Annotated in this window: 15 protein-coding genes; 13 read left to right on the forward strand and 2 right to left on the reverse strand. The window is 36.8% G+C overall.

From position 1 onward, the window contains the following. Positions 1–79: 79 nt before the first annotated feature. The 9 genes from BCF58_RS06885 to BCF58_RS06925 all read left to right on the forward strand — a co-directional run bounded on the left by BCF58_RS06885 (position 80) and on the right by BCF58_RS06925 (position 10,517). Positions 80–850, forward strand: coding sequence for a glycogen/starch synthase (locus tag BCF58_RS06885; RefSeq protein WP_121461083.1), 771 nt, complete (start codon positions 80–82; stop codon positions 848–850). An 11-nt stretch (positions 851–861) separates the two neighbouring features. Continuing rightward, positions 862–2,415 (forward strand): DUF4270 family protein, encoded by a 1,554-nt coding sequence (locus tag BCF58_RS06890; RefSeq protein WP_121461084.1) that lies wholly within the window; start codon positions 862–864, stop codon positions 2,413–2,415. A 19-nt stretch (positions 2,416–2,434) separates the two neighbouring features. Continuing rightward, the gene (glmS, locus tag BCF58_RS06895) at positions 2,435–4,288 is read left to right on the forward strand and encodes a glutamine--fructose-6-phosphate transaminase (isomerizing) (RefSeq protein ID WP_121461085.1); all 1,854 of its coding nucleotides are present in this window, start codon (positions 2,435–2,437) and stop codon (positions 4,286–4,288) included. Positions 4,289–4,397: 109 nt separating this feature from the next. Continuing rightward, positions 4,398–5,816 carry a T9SS ring complex lipoprotein PorK/GldK gene (gene porK / locus BCF58_RS06900; RefSeq protein ID WP_121461991.1) on the forward strand — a complete coding sequence of 473 codons (1,419 nt, stop codon included), beginning with the start codon at positions 4,398–4,400 and terminating at the stop codon, positions 5,814–5,816. 62 nt (positions 5,817–5,878) lie between these two features. Then, positions 5,879–6,571, forward strand: a complete 693-nt coding sequence (porL, locus tag BCF58_RS06905; RefSeq protein WP_121461086.1) for a type IX secretion system motor protein PorL/GldL — start codon at positions 5,879–5,881, stop codon at positions 6,569–6,571. A gap of 50 nt (positions 6,572–6,621) precedes the next feature. Continuing rightward, a complete protein-coding gene (porM, locus tag BCF58_RS06910) occupies positions 6,622–8,196 on the forward strand; it encodes a type IX secretion system motor protein PorM/GldM (RefSeq protein WP_121461087.1) in 1,575 nt (524 codons plus the stop codon). Between the two features lie 23 nt (positions 8,197–8,219). Next, positions 8,220–9,158 carry a type IX secretion system ring subunit PorN/GldN gene (gene porN / locus BCF58_RS06915; RefSeq protein ID WP_121461088.1) on the forward strand — a complete coding sequence of 313 codons (939 nt, stop codon included), beginning with the start codon at positions 8,220–8,222 and terminating at the stop codon, positions 9,156–9,158. Positions 9,159–9,215: 57 nt separating this feature from the next. Then, the gene (locus BCF58_RS06920) at positions 9,216–10,253 is read left to right on the forward strand and encodes an NAD(P)/FAD-dependent oxidoreductase (RefSeq protein ID WP_121461089.1); all 1,038 of its coding nucleotides are present in this window, start codon (positions 9,216–9,218) and stop codon (positions 10,251–10,253) included. 9 nt (positions 10,254–10,262) lie between these two features. Then, positions 10,263–10,517 carry a SemiSWEET transporter gene (locus BCF58_RS06925; protein WP_121461090.1) on the forward strand — a complete coding sequence of 85 codons (255 nt, stop codon included), beginning with the start codon at positions 10,263–10,265 and terminating at the stop codon, positions 10,515–10,517. Between the two features lie 56 nt (positions 10,518–10,573). Here the strand turns inward: BCF58_RS06925 and BCF58_RS06930 are convergent, their stop codons facing one another. Both BCF58_RS06930 and BCF58_RS06935 read right to left on the reverse strand, forming a co-directional pair. Further along, complete coding sequence (locus BCF58_RS06930) at positions 10,574–11,011, reverse strand: META domain-containing protein (RefSeq protein WP_121461091.1); 438 nt, start codon at positions 11,009–11,011, stop codon at positions 10,574–10,576. Positions 11,012–11,034: 23 nt separating this feature from the next. Next, on the reverse strand, positions 11,035–11,433 hold the full coding sequence (locus BCF58_RS06935) for a hypothetical protein (protein ID WP_121461092.1): 399 nt from the start codon (positions 11,431–11,433) through the stop codon (positions 11,035–11,037). 316 nt (positions 11,434–11,749) lie between these two features. Between BCF58_RS06935 and BCF58_RS06940 the strand changes: the two genes are divergently transcribed. The 4 genes from BCF58_RS06940 to BCF58_RS06955 all read left to right on the forward strand — a co-directional run bounded on the left by BCF58_RS06940 (position 11,750) and on the right by BCF58_RS06955 (position 17,980). Then, positions 11,750–12,118: a hypothetical protein gene (locus BCF58_RS06940; RefSeq protein ID WP_228434752.1), complete on the forward strand. Its 369-nt coding sequence runs from the start codon at positions 11,750–11,752 to the stop codon at positions 12,116–12,118. Positions 12,119–12,256: 138 nt separating this feature from the next. Next, positions 12,257–13,339, forward strand: coding sequence for an efflux RND transporter periplasmic adaptor subunit (locus tag BCF58_RS06945; RefSeq protein ID WP_121461992.1), 1,083 nt, complete (start codon positions 12,257–12,259; stop codon positions 13,337–13,339). A 20-nt stretch (positions 13,340–13,359) separates the two neighbouring features. Continuing rightward, entirely contained in the window at positions 13,360–16,551 is a 3,192-nt protein-coding gene (locus tag BCF58_RS06950; protein WP_121461094.1) for an efflux RND transporter permease subunit, read from the forward strand. Further along, on the forward strand, positions 16,532–17,980 hold the full coding sequence (locus BCF58_RS06955; protein WP_185144839.1) for a TolC family protein: 1,449 nt from the start codon (positions 16,532–16,534) through the stop codon (positions 17,978–17,980). The genes BCF58_RS06950 and BCF58_RS06955 overlap by 20 nt, the downstream gene beginning before the upstream one ends. The last annotated feature ends 144 nt before the right edge of the window (positions 17,981–18,124 follow it).

Consider the following 18,124-nt stretch of genomic DNA (forward strand, 5'->3'; position numbering starts at 1 on the left):
ATGTTAATTAAAATAATGTTGGATGTTTTTTTGTAATTTTGCACATTAAAGCATTTTTACAAAAATTAGATAGAAGTTTATGCCGAATCAAAAAATACTGTACATTACTACAGAAATGTATCCATATCAAGAAGACACAAATATGGCTGCAGTGGTAAACAAAATGGCACTTAAGATGCACAATGAAGGCAATGATGTAAGAGTTTTTATGCCAAGATTTGGACAAATAAGTGAAAGAAAATTCCAGCTTCATGAGGTGATCCGCCTTTCAGGAATGAACATTATTATCAACGATCTGGATCAGCCCTTAATTATTAAGGTAGCCTCTCTTCCCGGAGAAAGACTTCAGGTGTATTTTATAGACAACGAAGAATATTTCAAAAGAAAACAATACTATTTTGATGATGAAGGAAATCCTTTCGAAGATAATGACGAAAGAGCGATTTTCTTTGCGAGAGGAGTTATTGAAACGATTAAGAAGCTTAATTGGGTTCCGGATGTTATTCATTTGAACGGATGGATGTCTTCTTTTGTCCCGATTTACCTTAAAACATATTATGAATCCGATACTTATTTTAAAGATGCCAAGATTGTTCTTTCCCTATATAATGAGAAAGATGTTGCCTTGGACAGCAAGATAAGTGAAAAACTACAGTTTGATAATATTTCAGGATTAAAAGCGTTAGATAACCCGAGTATTCAGAGTTTCGTTATCGAAAGTATGAAGTATGTGGACGTAGTAGTGAAAGGAGACGAATTTTTAGACGGAGATCTGGATCAGGCATTTAATGAAACAACCACCTCGAAATCGGAATATCTGGACATTGATTCTATAAACCAACTTTATTAAAAAACACCTTAATGACTTATACTATTAAAAGAACTTTCGCCATACTTTTTTTGGCGATTTTTGGAAGTGTATTGCTTTATAATTGTGAACCGGACCCGGATTCCTTAGGAGAGCAGTTATTTTTAAATGGAGCAGCGGAGGGTAAAGAAACTTCTTATGATCTGATTGCATATAATATTAATAATAACGACAGTATCAGAAGTGATGCCGCCAAATTAGGCGTAGCGGTTGTAGGAGCTTTCAAAGAAGGACAGTTTGGGATGCAGAGAGGTTCTTATTTTACTCAGTTGAGATTGTCTACCTATGATCCTGATTTCGGAGCTAATGCAGCAGTAGACTCAGTGGTGCTGGTAATTAAGCCCACCTATGCTTCGGATACTGTTAAAACGAGTACGGATGAAAACTATGTTCATCCTGACGGAAGTGTGGCTGCAAAGAAAGTAGTGAATACTTATCCGGTAAATAAATATGGCAAAGCTAAAATTAATGGTGCGGTTCCCCAATTTACAGTTAAAGTAAATGAAGTAACAGAATTCTTGAAAGCGTCAACCGATATTGCGTATTCCAATACCAATTATGCTGTTGGCCAGGAAATCGGTTCAAAAGTGTTCAATGGAAATGTAAGCTCAGTAGCTATTACTAAAGATTCGGATAATTCATCCATATTCACTTCGCCTGTAGGTTTCAGAATTCCTTTATCTGCAAGTTTTTTCAAAACCAAAATCATAGATTTCAAAGGGAAACCTGAGCTTAAGGATGTTTCTAACTTCATCAGGCATTTCAAAGGCCTTAAAGTTTCTGTATTGGAAGATGACGGATATTTATTCCAATTCTCTCCGAACGATATGGAACTAATTATGTATTATAAATATGATAAAACTGAGAACGGTACAACAACAAGACCGCAGACTACTTATACATTTGCCTTAGGAGCAGGAAATGCCCATATCGGACATTATGAATATGACAGGGCTGGAGCTGCATTCCAATCTTATGTTGCCGGCAATACTACAACAGGAGATCTTAAACTTTTTGCACAAGGAATGGGAGGTCCTTCTATTGGAATTAAATTCAAAAAAGAAGAGATTGATAAGCTGAAAGAGCTATATCAAAATGAAAAAGCTGCAATTATCAGCGCTAAAATCAGAATTTATACAGATCCGGACAACTGGAATAATAAATATGCAAAGCCATCCAATTTTATTTTTGTACAAAAAGATAAAGATAGCAATGGTAAAGAAACAACCAATTTCACTACGGACTTGCTCAGTCTGGCGGGTTCAGTAAATTTTGCAATGTTCAGATCATATGATTTGGATAAGAACCCTGCTTATTATGACTTTACAGTTACAAAATCGGTTAAAGATATTGTAGAAGGAGGTACAGATTATACTCATAAATATTTTAAAATTGATTTAGGAAGCTTCCTGACCACTACGACGGGAGCATTGGCAGGATATCAATATACATCAAGAAACTTTGCAAGAGACAGAGCTGTTTTTGTAGGCTCTGACCCCAATAATGCGAAAAAAATTCAACTAAAGATTACTTACGGTAAAAAATAATTAAAAACACGGATTACATATGTGTGGAATTGTAGGATATACAGGATTTCAAGACGCGTACGACATAGTTATCAACGGTCTTAGAAGATTAGAATATAGAGGTTATGATAGTGCAGGAATTGTCTTGGAAGATGCCAATAATAAATTTGAGGTGGAGAAGACGAAAGGAAAAGTGGATGACCTTGTTGATATTTCAGAAAAACTTAAAGGAATCGCTAAAATTGGAATGGGACATACCCGTTGGGCTACCCACGGTGTACCAAGTGACAGAAACTCCCACCCGCATTTATCCAATAATGGAAAAATAGCAATTGTTCACAATGGTATTATTGAAAACTATGATACTATTAAAACAATGCTTACTGAAAAAGGATTTACTTTTAAATCAGAAACAGATACGGAAGTATTGGTAAACCTGATCCAGTATTTCATGGATTTAAACCCTGAGACCGATTTCCCAACGGCAGTAAGATATGCTTTGAATGAAGTTTATGGTGCTTACGCTATTACGGTAATGCACGAAGATCATCCGGGAGTTTTGGTGGTAGGAAGATTGGGGTCGCCATTAGCTATAGGAATTGGTGAAAAAGAATATTTCATTGCTTCGGATGCATCTCCTTTTGTGGAATTTACCAAAGAGGCAATATATCTTGAAGAAGGTCATATGGCAACAATTTCATTGGAAAAAGGAGTCGATATCAGAACCATTAATGATAATTCCAAAATTGAACCTGAAATTCAGGAATTAAAATTAAGCTTAGAGCAAATAGAAAAAGGAGGTTATGAACATTTCATGTTAAAAGAAATCTTCGAACAGCCAAAATCTATTCACGATACAATGAGAGGAAGACTTCTTGTAGAGGAGGGAATCATTAAAATGGCAGGGATCTGGGATCATGTGGAACGATTCAAAAATGCCAACAGAATTATCATTATCGCTTGCGGAACTTCATGGCATGCAGGTCTTATCGGGGAATATCTTATTGAAGAATATGCAAGAATACCTGTGGAAGTAGAATATGCGTCCGAATTTAGATACAGAAATCCTATCATTACGGATAAAGATGTGGTGATTGCCATTTCTCAATCCGGGGAAACTGCAGATACCATGGCCGCTTTGAAATTGGCTAAAGAAAAAGGAGCATTCATCTATGGTATATGTAATGTGGTGGATTCGTCAATAGCAAGAATTACAGACGCGGGATCTTATACTCACGCCGGACCGGAAATCGGGGTTGCTTCAACAAAAGCATTTACAGCTCAATTAACCATCCTTACTCTTATTGCATTTAAATTAGGAAAGCATAATGGGAATTTGGGGAATGCGGATTTCATGAGCCTGATTTCGGAACTAGATGCGATCCCTAAGAAAATCGAGGAGGTTTTAAATACTACTCATGAATTGGTGCAGAATATTGCAAAGGACTTCATTAATGCTACCAATTTCCTTTATTTAGGAAGAGGATATAATTATCCTGCCGCATTGGAAGGAGCTTTAAAACTGAAAGAAATCTCTTATATCCACGCAGAAGGTTACCCTGCAGCAGAAATGAAGCATGGTCCTATTGCTTTAATTGATGAAAACATGCCTATTGTGATTATTGCTCCTAAAAAAGGACACTATGATAAAATTGTCAGCAACGTTCAGGAAATTAAAGCCAGAAAAGGGAAAGTTATTGCTGTAGTGAATAAAGGAGATCAGCAGGTAAGCGCAATGGCAGATTACGTGATTGAAATTCCTGAAACTTCAGAATGTTTCTCGCCAATTGTTGCATCAGTACCTCTGCAGCTACTTGCTTATTACATTGCTGTATATAGAGGAGCTAATGTAGACCAGCCAAGAAACTTGGCAAAATCTGTAACCGTGGAATAAAAAATTGCTTGTAAATAAAATAAATTTAGATTTCTTCCGTTATTTCAAAAAAAATCTTAAAAGTTTCTTAAAAAAATTATATATTTACGGCTTAATTATAAAAATTAACATGAAAAGGATATTTCTTTTATTATTGTCTGCGTCAGTAGCATCGGTATCTTGTTCAGGTGGTGGAACTTCTTCGGTTGGGAAGCCCGGAACAAAAGGAGAATTGATACCAAGAGAAAAAACAAAATCGTTTGTTGCGGAAAGACCCTATGGTATGGTTGCGATTCCTGCAGGATCATTTATTGCAGGTCTGGCAGATCAGGATCCAACCAGTACTCCTGAGAAAGCAGCATTGAAAACAGTGACTGTTTCTTCTTTCTTCATGGATGAAGCAGAAACTACTAATGCAGAATACAGGGTATTTATCAACTATGTAAGAGATTCTATTGCTAGAACCCTTCTTGCTGAAGCTGCCGGAGAAGGTGGTGAAGGTGGAGGCAGAGGTGCAAGCATAGGAGATTATGCATACCTTGCTCAAAAAGAAGAAAATTTAACACCATATCAGGAATATTTAGAAGGACAGGGAGGCCGTGAAGATGGTGGATATGATCCTACCAAAAGATTAGATTGGAAAATTCCTTTGCATTGGAATACAACCAAATACCCGGACGTAGAATATGCGGAAGTTTTGGAATCTATGTATTTACCTGCTTCTTCAAGAATCAGAAATGAAAGAATCTTAGATGTTAGTAAGTTGAAATATACATACAGATGGGAAGATATGGACGCGGCAATTGCTGATAACGAAAGAGGAGTAAACTATCTTAAAAGTGAAAGCATTGCGATCTATCCTGATACAACCGTTTGGGTAAAAGATTTCCACTTTGCTTATAACGAGCCTTTATTTGAACAATATTTCTGGCATAAAGCCTATAAAGATTATCCTGTTGTTGGGGTAACCTGGGATCAGGCAAGAGCTTACTGTAACTTCAGATCTAAATTAAAATCTGATTACAACGAAAGCTTAAAAAGAAGAAAACAAAGACCATTGCAGTTCCGTCTTCCTACAGAAATTGAATGGGAATACGCTGCAAGAGGTGGAATGGAAAATGCTACTTATCCTTGGGGTGGTCCATATTTATTGGATGACAGAGGTTGCTACCTGGCTAACTTCAAACCTAAGAGAGGTAACTATATGGAAGATGATAAAAAAGGTACTTATACATATACAGCTCCAGTAAAGAAATTTAAGAAAAATGGATTTGGATTATTTGATATGGCTGGAAACGTTTCTGAATGGACCCTATCTGCGTATAACAATTCTTCATATGGATTCTCTTCTACATTAAACCCATCTACTAAAGATAAAGTTGATACTAAAAAATCGGTAAGAGGTGGTTCTTGGAAAGACGTAGGCTATATGCTTATGACAGGTGCAAGAGATTGGGAGAGAAAAGACTCTGCAAGAAGTTATATCGGATTTAGAACTGTACAGGATATCCCTGAAGCTGCTGTTAAACCAAAGAGAGTTAACAGATAATCAACCAATCAAAAATTATTTTTCAATAACAATTTTATTTAACATTAAAAAAAACTAAATATATGTTTAAGACTAAAGATGCTTGGATGAATTTCTTCTATTCGTTCGGTGCTGCAATTGTAATTCTTGGAGCTTGGCTTAAAATTACTCACATTACCTTGGGACCCATTAATGGTAACATGGCTCTTACAGTAGGGCTTATTACTGAAGCAATTATTTTCATTATTTTCGCCTTTGACCCGCCAAAATCTGAAGAGTCTTATGCTTGGGAAAATGTATATCCAGAACTATTAGATAAACATGCCAACCCAAACCCATTACATTCTAATGTATCTTCTAAAAATAATATCGATCATTTTGCTGAATTAGAAAATTCTCTTTCCGGTAAATTAGATCAGATGCTTAAAGATGCAAAATTAGATGTTCAATTATTCGAAAGTCTAAGAACAGGTATCAATAAATTTTCAAGTTCTGTTGACCAGATCAACCAAACCGTTGACGTTTCTGCTTCCACACATAAATATAATGAGCAGTTAAATAAAGCTGCCCAACACATGGAAAGTATGAATGCTTTATATGCAATTCAGATAGAAAATGGTAAGAGACAATCTGAATTTGCTAATAAATATGTTGCAGATATGCAGAAGTCTGCTGAACATTCAGAGAAATTCAATCAAGAGTTACAAGGTTTAACATCTAATTTGAACAACTTAAACAGAGTGTATGGTGGTATGCTAACTGCAATGAAGTCTTAATTCCAAACCATTTCTAAATTTAACTACTTAATCAAACAAAAGAAAAGAGAATGGCACAAGGAAAACAGACTCCACGTCAGAAGATGATCAACCTAATGTATTTGGTGTTCATCGCTATGATGGCCCTAAATATTGATGCAGAGATCATCAGATCATATTATGACTCTACGAGAGCACTTAATGAAACAAGAACTTTAACCGAAAGAAAAAACGAGAAGATTTTCGAAAAGACCCTTGAGGCAAAAGCGCAACAAGTACCAGATACTTATGCGAAGCCTTGGGCAGATTATCAAATTCTTAGGAATAAAATCAATGTTTTAGTTGCTCATGCTGAAAAAATAAAGACCCAATTAAAGAAAGAAACTGAATTTAAAGACGGTATTGATGTAAGTGAGAATTTTGCTGCACTTAACAACAATGAGCCAACTACTGATTATTTCTTTAATGAAGGTGACGAAAACTCTCCTTCAAAGAGAGCAGATGAATTGAAATCTAAAATTGATGATGTAAGAAATTATATTAATGCAACTTTTGGAAACAATCCTCAGCTTCAGGATTTAGTGGACAGAGCAAACAAGTCTCTTATCGCTGAATATCCTAAAGGAAAATCTCCAAATGAGAAAACTTGGTTCCAGAATAAATTTTATCATCAGCCGTTAATCGCTGCGATTTCAAACCTGGAGATTATCCAGAATGATGCTAGAAATGTTCAGTCAGATGCATTGGCATTAATGTTACAAGAAAAAGTAGATGCAAGCATTAAATTCAGCAGCTATGAGCCAATTGTTTCCGGACCGGTTGATATCCAGGCTGGAGAACAAGCTGAAGTTAAAGTAATGTTAGGTACTTATTCTAATAGTGATAAGATCAGAATCAGTGGAGTTAGCAGACAAGAAAATGGAAAAGGTATTATTCCGATTTCAGGAAGCGGTGCAGAAGGACCTCGTACTTTAAATGGTACTATTACATTAACAGATGCTTCAGGAAAACCACAAAGTTTCCCGTGGACGCATACTTATAACGTAATTGCAGGACCACAGTTAGTAAAACTTCAGAAAGGATTACTATTATCTGCTGATAAGATGAATGTAATGTATAGAGGACTTGAGAACCCGGTTTCAGGATCAATCTTAGGTGCTGATAATGCTAAACTATCATTGTCTGCTCCGGGAGCTTCTGTAAGAAATACTGGTCCTGGAAAATGGATTGTTAAACCTTCAACAGGTAATGTTGTTAAGTTGACTTTATCAGGAGTTGATCCTACGGGTAAATCAATTTCTCAGGTATTTGAGTATAGAATTAAAAATGTACCTCCACCACAAGGTCAAATGAGAGGGAAAAATGTATTATCAATGCCTGCTACTTCAGTACCTAACCAGTCTGTACAAGCTGCAATCCCTGACTTTGATTTCCCTGTGACATTTAATGTAACTGGATTTATGGTTAAAGTTCCGGGTAGAGCAGGTCTATTGATCTCTGGAAATACATTAGGTGAAGCTGCAGGATTAACGAAAAATCTAAGAACAGGAGACGTGGTTTATATCTATGATATTAAAGCTACAGCTACTGGACTTGATGGTCAGATTGTTAAAAATATATCTCCAATTGTTATTAATATACAATAAGATTTAAAATTTAAAATTACATTATGAAAAAATATATTAGCAGTCTTTTAGTATTAGTTTCGGGATTTGTATTTTCCCAGACTATTCTGAATGCTTCTTCTCCAGAAGAGTTTAGAGATATGAGAGCACAGTCTATGAGAAAAGTTGGTGATACTGTTATGAGTAACAAAGTAAAGCCTCTTGAATATGGATTTGTAGATGATAAGGATATTCTAAAGAGTATGTTTGTATGGGAAGTAATAGATATGAATGATAAAATTAATCAGCCTTTCTATTATGACAACCCTGATGGATTATTATCTACTCCTACAAGATCTTTATATCAATTATTATTAGATGCTGCTCTAAGTGGAGAAATTAAAGAGGTATATGATGATGAAAATTTATCAATTAAATTATCTCCTGAAGGTATTCAAAAAAGATTAGAAGCAATAGTTATTGACGATGCCGCTATTGATATTCTTAACTCAGGACGTCAGTTAACTGAACAGGAGAAAAAAGAATATACCGACCATATTAAAACTACTACTGATAAAGTAAAAGTTCTTAAAATTATGGGAATGTGGTTTATCGATAAGAGAGATGGACAGATGAAATACAGACCTTTAGCTCTTTCTGCTATGGGACCAGATCCATCTATCCAAGGTAAAGTTGGACCTGACGGAATGCCGTTAGCAGGTGCAGATGAGCTTATTGATCTTTTCTGGATCTACTACCCAAGCGCAAGAGATATCTTAGCAAACAATTATGTTTACAACAAAAAGAACTCAGCTGCAGATTTATCTTTCGATGATATTATAAATGCTAGAAGATTTTCTTCAATCATTTATAAATCTTCTAGTGGTTTAGGAGATGGTGTTATCAAAGACTACATTCCAAAAAACGCTGAAGAGCAGTTAGAAGAAAGCGACAGAATTAAGGAGCAGATTCTTCAAATGGAAAATGATATGTGGAATTACTAAAATTTCGCTTGATATTTATATAAAACCTGAGTATTTTTACTCAGGTTTTTTTTATATATGAAAAATGTAGAATATATCATTGTGGGAGACGGGTATGCCGCATTGTTCTTTGCTCATCAGTTGATGAAGCATAACCAATCCTTTATCATTTTTTCAGAAGGAAGAAAAAGTGCTTCTCAGGTTTCTGCAGGGATTATCAACCCGGTGGTATTAAAAAAGTTTACTACATTTTGGAAAGCGCAGGAACAAATAGATTTCCTGAAAACCACCCTTCATGAAATACAATCCTATACCGGGAAAAACTATTTAATTGATGCTGCTATCCACAGGATTTTCCACGATGAGAATGAACAGAAGTTATGGCTGAAAAAGTCAGATAATGAAGAGCTTTCAGCATTTTTGGATAAAGAATTCAGACATTTGGGGATCGTAAAGAATGACTTTGGAACGGGTAAAGTAGATCAATCGGCAAGATTGGATGTAAATAATTTTTTCAATGATTTATTCGGATATTTTGAAAACCAGTCTGCTTTGGTAAAAGAGAAATTTGAATATGCTAAACTTAATCCTTCAGATTCTTCTTACAAAAACATTACTTTTAAGCATATTGTTTTCTGTGAAGGAATGGGGGTGAAGGAAAATCCTTATTTTTCTGAAATTCAGGTAAACGCTAACAAGGGGCATCATATAAAAGTAAAACTTTCCAAAGGTATTCCTGCAAATGTGACCATTAAAAAGAAACATTTTCTGTTTCCTTTGGGTAACGATTTGTACTTTTACGGAGGAACTTATGACCGGGAACAGTTGCACCATCATATAGACAATTCTGCGGTAGAACAATTGGTCCGTGGACTATCAGAGTTTTATCCTTATGACTTTGAAATTAGTGATGCCAGCTTTGGTTTCAGGCCAACGGTGAAAGACCGGAGACCTATTATAGGAAGGCATGCTGAACATAAAAATATGTATGTTTTCAATGGATTGGGAGCCAGAGGGATTTTAAACGGATGTTATTTTTCCAGAAGTTTATACGATTTTATAGAAAATAGTATTCCGCTGCACGAAGAAATATCCATTAATAGATTTAATAAATAATCAAAGGTTATGAACGAAAATATATTAGGAATCATAGCGGGTGTTCTCACTTCTGCTTCAATGGTTCCCCAACTCTTAAAAGTTTTGAAGGAAAAGAACGTTGATGACCTTTCCTGGGTAATGCTGCTGGTTCTTATATCCGGTGTTTCTTTATGGGTATGGTATGGAATTATTAAAGAAGAATGGCCGATTATAATATCCAATGCATTTTCGGTGCTCCTGAATAGCATTCTTTTGATTTGTTATTTCATATACAAAAAATAAAATCGGGCTTTTACCGGAAGTAAAAGCCCGATTCAATATATAGGAATAGTATATTATCATTCCTGAAGTACAAATTTAGCCAAAGGGGCCATTTTGGCCTTATTAAGACTTAGAGTATTTCCGTTTACGGAATAATTATCTGCAGCCAATAAAGCTTGTGTGAATAAACGTTCGGTTTCAAGATCTTCGCAGGCGATCATGGTAGACATTCCCTGATTAAATTTAATACGCATAACTTCCGGTTTAATTTCGAAGGTTCCTCCGACGCCGTTACATCCTCCATGTCCTGAGTATCTCATATCCGTCATATTCAGTGAAAAATAAGGATTGCTTTTCGGATTATGAAGTGTTATAGGTTTACCGTTGAGCTCTGTGAGTTTCCAGGTTTTTCCTGTGATATCAGCAGAACCTTGTGCTGGAGGTGTAGTGCTTTTACACGAAAAAAGCATAATTGCCACAAATAATAGGGCTACATAACTATATAGTCTTTTCATATCTAATATTTAAAAGTGAATTATTAATAAGATGCCATTTTAGCAGAAGTCCGGTTCTTTCCGTTATGTTTATAATGAAATAAAACCATATCAACATTTTTTTTCAGGAAAGTAATATTACCCCTGATGTCGGAATATTGATACTCGGCATTGGAAGCGGTATACTCAGGTAAATCCTCATTTTTTTTCAATTCATAGGTTTTGCCGTCCAAATGTACGGTTATGGTATTTTGGGTCTCATTAACGGTAACTTCCATCTGATCACCAAAACTGTCTGTAAAAACTTCTTTTGTGAGCTTGTCGGTTTTCACAGGATTGGGTTGGATTTCTGCAAGAGATTCAGTTTCCTTGACCGGCTGCTTACACGCTGTTACAGAAAGTGCAGCCAGGCTGATGATAATTGTTACTGATAATTTTTTCATAGTAATAGGTGATTGAATGTGTCATGAAATGATGTTAATATTGTATAAATTTACAAATATTTTTAATGTTTATGTGTTAAATTTTGATAAATTAATTAAAATATCAATATTTAAGATGGTTGAATTCCTTCCCGGAAAAAGGAAATTTTTATTAAAATGATCTTTGTTTGAGAAAGCTTTTAAAATAAGGATTTTCCTTTAACCATGCATATTTCAGCTTATTTAAAGGAACGTTAAATATTGTTAATCTATATTCAGATATTCAAATCAAGATGTAGATTTGCATCTTCAAATGAGAAACATAATAATATATTTTTTGACCAGTTTATTTCTGCTATTTGTAGTAGAAAGCAAAATGAATGTCAAAACTCTCCGAAATGACTATAATGGTCATGTTTCTCAACATATGCCTAAAAAGGCAAACCGCTTGAACCAGACTTATGAAAAGCTTTCTGTTCAGCAGGTACCAGATAATGTGGATTCTTCATACTCTCTGGAACTGGCAGAAGATGATTTTCAATTATCAGATACCTTACAAACCATTGTTGTTTTTGCCAGCATTTTCAGTTGGGTATATATTTGGGGGCTGCGAAGTAAAAAACGCCTGAAATCCTCCATACATGGCCTTCTTTTCAATTGTCTCCATGTAAAGAGATTCATTCTGATTCGTTCTATCAGGATTTAAAATACCTTTTTTCCATTCTGTTTCCACTCATGAACTGAGTGGAATATACTGTATTGTGATCCAATAATTCTTCCTTTCACAAACAGTCTCATTAATTTTCAAATTAATATTTAACGATTTATATACTCTAGAATTATGATGAAAAGAGTTGTCGTAAGCATGATGCTTAGTACCCTCTTGTTATTTGCTGCCTGTAGCAGTAAAAAAGAAGAAAAAGAAGAAGAGGCGGTGTATCCTGTCACTTCACCCGTAAAAATGGATACCGTGATCAACAAGGAATATGTGGCACAGATACAATCTGTAAAAAACATTGAAATTCGTGCTCAGGAGAAAGGGTTTCTTGAAAAAATCTATGTAGATGAAGGCCAATATGTCCATGCAGGACAAACATTGTTCAGAATTATGCCCCAGTTGTATCAGGCAGAATTGATGAAAGCCAAGGCAGAAGTAGAGCAGGCTTCCATAGAATTAAGAAATGCAACCACGCTGGCCAATAACAATGTGGTTTCCAAAAATGAAAAAGCAATGGCAAAAGCTAAGCTTGATGCTGCCCAGGCAGAAATGAAACTGGCTCAGATTCACTTATCCTTTACCGATATTAAAGCTCCGTTCTCAGGAGTTATTAATAGAATTCCTTTGAAGTTGGGAAGCCTTGTAGATGAAGGAGATTTGCTGACCTCCCTGTCTGATAATACTAATGTTTATAGCTATTTTAATGTTTCAGAACCGGAATATCTGAGCTATCAGACCCATATCAATGATAGAGGAAGTAATCAGGTAACCCTGATTATGGCCAATGGAGAGGCACTTCCACAGAAAGGAGAAATTCAAACTATAGAAGGAGAATTTGATAATGAAACAGGGAACATTGCTTTCCGGGCCAAATTTCCTAATCCGGACAGATTGTTAAGGAATGGTGAAACCGGAAAGGTACAAATGACTTTACCACTTAAAAATGCTTTGATTATTCCACAAAAAGCAACCTACGAAATTCAGGACCAAAAATATGTTTTTGTGATTGATAAAAACGGTGTTGCCAAATCTAAAAATATAAAGGTGGCTTATGAGCTTCCTGATCTGTATGTAGTAGGTGCGGGGCTTTCCGAAGGGGATCAGGTTCTTCTGGAAGGAGTTCAAAAAGTAAAAGATGATCAGAAAATAAAAACAAAACCTCAGGATCCGAAGAAAGTTCTTCAGTCATTGAGATTAAAAGCAGAGTAGGACTTATTAAATGAAGCAGTATGTTTAAAAAATTCATTCGCAGACCTGTTCTGTCTATCGTAATCTCTTTGATTATAGTATTTATGGGAATTTTGTCCCTGGTAAAATTACCCGTTACCCAATTCCCTTCCATTTCACCACCCAAAGTAAATATCACCGCAGAATATCCGGGAGCCAACAATGAATTACTGATCAAATCCGTGGTTATTCCATTGGAAAGAGGTCTTAATGGAGTACCAGGCATGAAGTATATGACTTCCGATGCCGGAAACGACGGCGAAGCCTCCATTCAGGTGGTGTTTGACCTGGGAACTGATCCGAACGTGGCTGCGGTAAACGTTCAGAACCGTGTTTCTTCCGTGGTAAATAAACTTCCGCCGCTGGTAGTTCGTGAAGGGGTGAAAATTACCCGTGAAGAACCCAATATGCTGATGTATATTAATTTATACAGCGATGATCCGAAAGCTGATCAGAAATTTCTTTTCAACTATGCCGATATTAATGTAATGTCTGAGCTGAGAAGGGTAAGCGGTGTCGGTTTCGCCGATATTTTAGGAACAAGAGAATATGCCATGCGTATCTGGCTGAAGCCGGATAGATTAACGGCGTACAGTATTTCAGCCGATGAAGTGATGGAGGCATTAAATGCACAAAGTCTGGAAGCTTCTCCCGGAAAAACGGGGGAAAGTTCAGGAAAAAGATCTCAGTCATTTGAATATATCCTAAAATACCCCGGCCGTTTCAACAATGAAAAAGATTATGGGAATATTATTCTTAAAGCCAAGTCAGATGGCGAGTTTATCAGGCTGAAAGATGTAGCGGATATTGAATTCGGCTCCTCCATGTATGATATTTATTCCACATTGAATGGCAAACCCTCAGCTGCGATCACGGTAAAGCAATCATATGGTTCCAATGCAAGTGACGTTATCAAAAACGTAAAATCTTTGATGGCTGAATTACAGAAGACCACTTTTCCGAAAGGAATGCACTACGATATCAGTTATGATGTATCAAGATTCCTCGATGCATCCATAGAAAAGGTAATTCATACCTTATTTGAAGCTTTTGTTTTAGTAGCTATTGTGGTATTTCTTTTCTTAGGCGACTGGCGTTCCACCTTAATTCCGGCTATTGCAGTTCCCGTTTCTCTGATCGGTACTTTTGCCGTTATGTCCGCTTTCGGGATTACATTAAATATGATCTCCCTTTTTGCGCTCGTCATGGCGATTGGAGTCGTAGTTGATGATGCCATTGTAGTTATTGAAGCGGTTCACGCTAAGATGGAGGAAAAGCACCTCTCTCCCTTAAAGGCGACAGAAGAAGCCATGCATGAGATCAGTGGTGCAATTATCGCGATTACTCTGGTGATGGCATCCGTATTTATTCCTATTGCCTTCATGTCGGGTCCGGTGGGAGTATTTTACCGTCAGTTCTCTATTACCATGGCTTCGGCAATTATCCTGTCCGGAGTTGTAGCCTTGACATTGACGCCGGCTTTGTGTGCTTTAATCCTAAAAAATAATCACGGAAAAGCCAAGAGAAGAACTCCGGTTACTATATTCTTAGATAAATTCAATAGCCTATTTACAAAAGGAGCAGGAAAGTATGAGGGAATGTTGAATAAAACAGTGAAAAAGAAAACCATCACACTTCCTTTGTTATTAGCGTTCTGTGCCGGTACCTTCTTTTTAAGCAACTCGCTGCCATCCGGCTTTATTCCGGCGGAAGACCAAGGAATGATCTATGCCATTATTCAGACGCCTCCCGGCTCAACATTGGAAAGAACGAATCAGATAGCAAAAGAATTATTAAGAGAATCTGAAGATATCGACGGCGTACAATCTGTGTCTTCATTAGCAGGGTATGAAATTCTGACTGAAGGTACAGGCTCCAATTCCGGGACTTGTCTGATTAACCTTAAAAGTTGGGAAGACCGTAAAGAATCAGCCGCAGAAATTATAGAAAAACTGGAAGAAAAAGCTAAAAATATTCCGGGTGCCAATATTGAATTCTTCCAACCGCCATCCATTCCTGGATATGGTGCTGCAGGAGGTTTTGAACTCCGTTTGCTGGATAAAGCCGGAAGCGGAGATTATCACAAAATGGAACAGGTGAGTAATGACTTTGTAAAAGAATTGAAAAAACGTCCTGAATTGGGTTCTGCCTTTACATTCTATTCAGCGAGCTTCCCTCAATATATGCTGCGCGTTGATAATGACCTTGCCGAACAAAAAGGTGTAACGATAGAAAATGCAATGGACAATCTATCAACGCTGATCGGTTCAAATTATGAAACGAGCTTCATTCGTTTCGACAGACCTTATAAAGTAATTGTTCAGGCCGGACCGCAATATCGTGCTTTGCCGACGGATTTACTAAAGCTGTATGTTAAAAATGATAAAGAACAGATGGTTCCGTACTCAGATTTCATGCATTTGGAAAAAGTGTATGGTTTGTCGGAGATTACGAGACATAATATGTACAATTCCTCGGAGGTAAGTGGAACTCCGGCTCCGGGTTACAGTTCCGGACAGGCTATTGCAGCCATTAAAGAAGTAGCTGATAAAACGCTTCCAAGAGGTTTTGGTATCGACTGGGCAGGAATTTCCAAAGATGAAGTAAGCCGCGGAAATGAAGCGGTATTTATATTCCTGGTGTGCTTAGGATTTGTTTATCTGATTCTCTCCGCACAGTATGAAAGCTTCATTCTTCCGTTACCGGTCATATTATCTTTACCAACAGGTATTTTCGGAGCATTCTTATGTTTGAAACTATTAGGATTGGAAAACAATATTTATGCGCAGGTTGCTATGGTTATGCTGATCGGGCTTTTAGGTAAAAATGCGGTATTGATCGTAGAGTTTGCCGTACAGAAAAAAGCCGAAGAGGGAATATCTGTAGCACAGGCAGCTATTGAAGGAGCGGCCATCCGTTTCCGGCCGATCTTAATGACCTCATTTGCCTTCATCGCCGGACTAATTCCGTTGGTAATGGCAACCGGACCCGGAGCAATTGGTAACCGGACCATTGGTACGGCAGCGGCAGGAGGTATGCTCATCGGAACTATATTCGGATTAATGATCATTCCCGGGCTTTATTATATTTTCGGAACGATCGCAGAGAAATCGAGACTGGCAAGATACGAAGAAGAAAACCCTTTAACTGAACAAACTGAACCTTATCAACATGATGGAAAATTTGAAGACTAAAAGTATTATCACAGCGATTGCCTTATCGCTTGTTTTGGCAAGTTGTAAAGCCCCGATGGCTACAGTTATAAAAGATGAAGTAAAAGAAAATCTGCCTCAAAATTTTAATGAGGAAGAACAGAGTGATGTCAACATCAACAGCGGAACAACTCCTTGGAAACAATTTTTCACAGATCCGAATCTGGTTGCCTTAATTGAAACTGCATTAAAAAACAACCAGGAATTAATGATCACGTTACAGGAGATTGAGATCGCCAAAAGTGGAGTCTTGGCTAAAAAAGGAAAATTAACTCCAACTGTTTCTGCAGGAATCGGTGCCGGAGTGAAAAAAGCAGGTCGTTACACGAGTGAAGGAGCAGGTGATGCCACTACGGAGATAGAACCCGGAAAAGAAATGCCGGATCCGCTTGGCAATTTTGAAGGGGGATTAATGGCCAACTGGGAAATTGATATCTGGAAAAAACTCAGAACAGAAAAAGAAGCTGCGGTTGCTCATTATCTTTCAACGATTGAAGGGAAAAATTTTGTACTGTCCAACTTAATTGAAGAGGTGGCCAACAATTATTATGAATTGCTGGCTTTGGACAATCAGTTGGATATTATTCAGCAATATGTCAAGCTTCAGCAAAAAGCATTGGAGATCTCGAAAATTCAGAAAGAAGCTGCGGCTGCTACTGAATTGGCGGTGAAAAAGTTCGAAGCGGAACTAGCAAAGTCAAAAGCGACAGAATATACCATTCGTCAGGAAATCACGGAAAAAGAAAACGAGATTAATGCTCTTTGTGGACGTTTTCCACAACCAATTGTAAGAACTGAAGAAGATTTTATGTCAATGATTCCGCAAACGGTTTATATGGGAATTCCTTCACAACTATTAGCAAACCGTCCTGATATAAAACAAGCCGAATTAGAATTAAAAGCCGCAAAGCTTGATGTGGAAGCAGCCAGAAAAGAATTTTACCCGTCACTGGAAATTTCTGCAACATTGGGATTAGAGGCATTCAAACCTTCTTACCTGGTTAAATTACCGGAATCTATGGCAACAAGTTTAGCAGGAGAATTGGCTGGTCCGCTGATTAATAAAAGTGCCATTAAAGCCAATTTCCAAACAGCGGATGCAAGGCAGATCCAGGCTTTGTATGAATATGACAAAACGATTCTGAAAGCTTATCTTGATGTAGCTAATCTGATGTCAAAGATCAAAAATATTGATCAGTATTATCAATTGAAATCTCAGGAAACTCATGCATTGGAACAGTCTATTGATATTGCCAATCAATTATTTCGAAATTCCAGAGCAGATTATTTGGAAGTTTTATTGAATCAGAGGGATGCATTGGATGCTAAAATGGAACTGATTGAAGCGAAAGAAAAACAACTGAGTACAGTTGTGGATATTTACAAAAGCTTAGGCGGAGGCTGGAAATAATTTCAAATATTTTTTTGCAAAAAGAAAGGGTTTAATTCTAATGAATTAAACCCTTTCTTTAATACGTCATGTTTTGACGTTATCCCATAATATTTTTGTGAAAATAATAAATAATGTATGTAATGATATTAAATCTTTTTAATG

Source organism: Chryseobacterium defluvii, assembly GCF_003634775.1.
Taxonomy (GTDB): domain Bacteria; phylum Bacteroidota; class Bacteroidia; order Flavobacteriales; family Weeksellaceae; genus Chryseobacterium; species Chryseobacterium defluvii.

Excerpts from the sequence above, each read along its gene's own strand:
- BCF58_RS06885 (WP_121461083.1), top strand. The coding sequence starts at position 80 with ATGCCGAATCAAAAAATACTGTACATTACTACAGAAATGTATCCATAT.
- BCF58_RS06890 (WP_121461084.1), top strand. The coding sequence starts at position 862 with ATGACTTATACTATTAAAAGAACTTTCGCCATACTTTTTTTGGCGATT.
- glmS (WP_121461085.1), top strand. The coding sequence starts at position 2,435 with ATGTGTGGAATTGTAGGATATACAGGATTTCAAGACGCGTACGACATA.
- porK (WP_121461991.1), top strand. The coding sequence starts at position 4,398 with ATGAAAAGGATATTTCTTTTATTATTGTCTGCGTCAGTAGCATCGGTA.
- porL (WP_121461086.1), top strand. The coding sequence starts at position 5,879 with ATGTTTAAGACTAAAGATGCTTGGATGAATTTCTTCTATTCGTTCGGT.
- porM (WP_121461087.1), top strand. The coding sequence starts at position 6,622 with ATGGCACAAGGAAAACAGACTCCACGTCAGAAGATGATCAACCTAATG.
- porN (WP_121461088.1), top strand. The coding sequence starts at position 8,220 with ATGAAAAAATATATTAGCAGTCTTTTAGTATTAGTTTCGGGATTTGTA.
- BCF58_RS06920 (WP_121461089.1), top strand. The coding sequence starts at position 9,216 with ATGAAAAATGTAGAATATATCATTGTGGGAGACGGGTATGCCGCATTG.
- BCF58_RS06925 (WP_121461090.1), top strand. The coding sequence starts at position 10,263 with ATGAACGAAAATATATTAGGAATCATAGCGGGTGTTCTCACTTCTGCT.
- BCF58_RS06930 (WP_121461091.1), bottom strand. The coding sequence starts at position 11,011 with ATGAAAAGACTATATAGTTATGTAGCCCTATTATTTGTGGCAATTATG.
- BCF58_RS06935 (WP_121461092.1), bottom strand. The coding sequence starts at position 11,433 with ATGAAAAAATTATCAGTAACAATTATCATCAGCCTGGCTGCACTTTCT.
- BCF58_RS06945 (WP_121461992.1), top strand. The coding sequence starts at position 12,257 with ATGAAAAGAGTTGTCGTAAGCATGATGCTTAGTACCCTCTTGTTATTT.
- BCF58_RS06950 (WP_121461094.1), top strand. The coding sequence starts at position 13,360 with ATGTTTAAAAAATTCATTCGCAGACCTGTTCTGTCTATCGTAATCTCT.
- BCF58_RS06955 (WP_185144839.1), top strand. The coding sequence starts at position 16,532 with ATGGAAAATTTGAAGACTAAAAGTATTATCACAGCGATTGCCTTATCG.